Origin of the sequence: Sulfitobacter sp. HI0129 (assembly GCF_001635395.1) — a bacterium.
Taxonomy (GTDB): Bacteria; Pseudomonadota; Alphaproteobacteria; order Rhodobacterales; family Rhodobacteraceae; genus Sulfitobacter.
Genome location: NZ_LWGH01000485.1, coordinates 1 through 3365 on the forward strand (window position 1 = coordinate 1; position 3365 = coordinate 3365).

General features: G+C 65.7%; 4 protein-coding genes. All 4 read left to right on the forward strand.

Going from position 1 to position 3365, the window contains the following annotated elements; translation table 11 throughout:
- Positions 1 to 222: peptide-methionine (R)-S-oxide reductase (locus A3764_RS13230; RefSeq protein ID WP_150122175.1), on the forward strand; the 222-nt coding region annotated here is incomplete at its 5' end.
- On the forward strand, positions 219 to 587 hold the full coding sequence (locus A3764_RS13235; RefSeq protein WP_236628193.1) for a DoxX family membrane protein: 369 nt from the start codon (positions 219 to 221) through the stop codon (positions 585 to 587). The genes A3764_RS13230 and A3764_RS13235, both read left to right, overlap by 4 nt.
- A gap of 84 nt (positions 588 to 671) precedes the next feature.
- Positions 672 to 1652, forward strand: coding sequence for a membrane dipeptidase (locus A3764_RS13240; RefSeq protein WP_067921523.1), 981 nt, complete (start codon positions 672 to 674; stop codon positions 1650 to 1652).
- Positions 1649 to 3316 carry a hypothetical protein gene (locus A3764_RS13245; protein WP_067921524.1) on the forward strand — a complete coding sequence of 556 codons (1668 nt, stop codon included), beginning with the start codon at positions 1649 to 1651 and terminating at the stop codon, positions 3314 to 3316. The genes A3764_RS13240 and A3764_RS13245 overlap by 4 nt, the downstream gene beginning before the upstream one ends.
- Positions 3317 to 3365 lie beyond the last annotated feature (49 nt).

Below are 3365 nucleotides of genomic sequence, written 5' to 3' on the forward strand. Positions count from 1 at the left end.
GAGACCAAATTCATGAGCGGCACCGGCTGGCCCAGCTTTACCGCCCCGCTCGACAACGCGGTGGAGACGATGCCGGACGATGGACTGTTCTCGCGCAGGACCGAGGTTCACTGTGACCGCTGCGGGAGCCATCTGGGCCATATCTTCGATGACGGCCCGCCCCCGACCGGCAAGCGCCACTGCATCAACGGGATCTCCCTGATCTTCCGCCCCGCTGCATGACACCGGCGGCCCTTGCGGGCATGATGTGGGCCGGGCGGACCTTGCTGGCGCTTCTGTTCATCGCGGGGGCGCTGCAAAAGGCCGTGGCGCCCGAAGCAGGCATGGCGCTGCTGACAGACCGTGGCCTGCCCGGGGTGCTGATCTGGCCCGCACTCGTCTATAATGCGCTTGCCGGGCTGGCGCTTTTGCTGGGCTTCTGGATCGGCCCGGTCGCGCTTTCGCTGGCTATTTACTGCATGATCACCAGTGTCTTTCACTTCCTGCCCGACGATCCGTGGCAGATGTCGATATTCGTGAAGAACTGGGCGATTGCCGGGGGGCTGCTGGTTCTCTCGGCGCATGAATACAGCCACCCCAGGGGCTGAAAAGACATCTGCGGCTTCGGCGGCGGATGTTTTCAGGTCGCATTGGTCATTGCCGAAAGAGACTTTCCGTTTCATCCTTCGGCCATGAAAGCGCCGCTGATCGACAACCTGCAATACGCGAAGTTTTCGCCCCGCATCTTTCGCCAGATGCGCGAAGGCGGGGTGGACGCCGTTCACGTGACCATCGCCTATCACGAGAACTTCCGTGAAATGGTGCTTAATCTCGAAGGCTGGAACCGCTGGTTCGAGATGCATCCAAAGCTCATCATGCGGGGGACCTGCGCCGGCGACGTGCGCCGCGCGCGGGAAACGGGCCGCACGGCGATCTTCTTCGGGTTCCAGAATCCCAGCCCCATCGGCGACGACATCGGGCTGGTGGAGATCTGTCATCAGCTTGGCGTGCGCTTCATGCAACTGACCTACAACAACCAGTCGCTGCTGGCGACGGGGTGCTACGAGGACGAGGATACCGGGCTGACCCGCATGGGCCGTCAGGTGGTGGCGGAGATGAACCGCGTGGGCATGGTGGTGGACATGTCCCATTCCGCCGAACGCTCCACGCTGGAGGCGATCGACCAGTCCGCCCGCCCCATCGCGATCACCCATGCCAATCCGGACTGGTGGCATCCCGCCCTGCGCAACAAATCCGACGAGGTGCTGCGGGCGCTGACCCGGGCCGGGGGGATGCTGGGTTTCTCGATCTATCCCCATCACCTGAAGGACGGTTCCGCCTGCACGCTGTCGTCTTTTTGCGAGATGGTCGCCGAAGCGGCGGACCGCTACGGGGCGGAGCACCTCGGCATCGGGAGCGACCTCTGTCAGGACCAGCCCGACAGCGTGGTGGAATGGATGCGCGTCGGGCGCTGGACCAAGGCGATGGATTACGGCGAGGGGACGGCAGACAAGGCGGGCTTTCCGCCCATGCCGTCGTGGTTCGCCAACAACCGCGATTTCGGCAATATCCGCCGGGGTCTGGTCGCCGTCGGCTTCGACGGAGGAGAGATCGACGGCATCATGGGCGGCAACTGGCTGCGCTTCTACGACGAAGGCTTCGGACCCGCATGAAGGACGCCGCCGAGATACCGGCGGAACCCGCCCCACAGGTCGCGCTGCGGCCCCCCGAACAGGTCATGCGGCTGGCCCGGATGGGGGCGATGTTTCCTTCCCGTCTGTCCTTTCTGCGCCGGTTGATCCGGCGCCTCGCGGCAGATCGGGTGCGGATCGAGCGACCGGTCTGGAACATGGATGCGGATGGCCATGGCCATGCCGTCTATAGCCTGAGGTTCGGTGGCCACGACTATGCGCTGGTCGCGGTCTCGACCGCGCTGCCGGACGATCAGCGGACCGACCGCGTGATCGCCACCGCCTGGGACAGCGCCTATGTCCTTTACGACGGCATCCCGTCTGCGGCGGAAATCGCCCGGATCGTCGCCGATGCCCCCCGGCAGGAGGCCGCGCGCTTTACCGAGCGGGACCTTGTGCTGAGCCGGGCCAACAAGTCGGTGCGCCTTTTTGCGCATGTGGTGCAATGCCTGCGCGAAGGCCGCCAGCCCGATCCGGCGATGCTGCGCAGCGTGGGCTACCTGATGCGAACCACTGCCGTCTACGGCAACGGCAAGTTCGGCATCGCGGACCGTAACGTGATCTGTGACCGCCCCGGGTTGGATGGTCCCTTTGCCGCGGAGATGCTGACCGTCTGGCTGATCCGGCATTTCACCCAAGACCTTGTCGAACATGTGGGCGGTGCCCCCCTGACACGAGAGGTCAGGCGGCATCTGGGCATCGGCAATGCCACCGGCCTTGGCATGGCGCCCTTTCTGGTGCGCCACCCCGTCCTGCTGAACAACTGGATGCTGGCCCGAGAAACAGCACTGGCCCGTGTGCGCGCGCAAAAAGATATCGCGTCCGCGCAGGCGGAACGGCTTCACGCGCTGGGCCTGCGTGCCGCGCGGCATCTGGCGGAATGGTCCGTGCCCGATCCCCGTCATCAGGCGCGGATCGTGCGGCTTCGGGCCGATTGGGAACAGGCGCGCCGATTGCTGACACCGGCCCGGCTGGGAGGGCGCCGCCCGCTGGACGCGGTGATGGGGGCGGTGGAGGCCCATACGCCGGAGGTGCAGGAACTCATGGTTTCGCTGCTGATGGAACCTTTCGGCGCGCTGGTAGACGATCTGGCCGAGAGCATGGCCGATACCAGCGGCGCCTTCTGCCCCCCGTTGCGCGACACCACAAGGCTGCGAGAGGAGATCGAGACGCGCTTCGGCTGGGCATTGGCGCCTGACTATGCGTCGCGCGCGGGCTGCGCACAGTTCTGGTACGTGTCACAGTCCAAACAGGAACCCCGCCTCGGCAACAGGTTCGAGGAACCGGGGGCGGAGCTTGAAAGCCCGCTCGACATCGGGCGGCAGGTGGCGGCGCTCTATCATGCGTTGCCCGCGACGGGCCGTTCGCTGGCGGCGTTCCTGCAAGAGCATCCCGAACACGCCTTTGCAGCGGGGCGCGTCACGCTGGCGGCCCGTTATCCGTATGCGGAGATCCACGACAACCTGATCGGCGCCGACTGTCTGCCCATCGACATGCTGCGCTGCAAACTGGCCTTTTTCGGCGCCGCCAAGTTCGACCCGAAGTCCGACCGCTGGACGCGGATCACCCTGTGCCAGGGTGCGCCGCTCGCCGATGAGTTGGACGCGGCGGCGGACGACTGGTGGCTGCCGGTGCAGCTTTCATGACCCATTCGATGAACGAATTCGCGGGGCTGGCCGCACAGGCGGCGGCGGG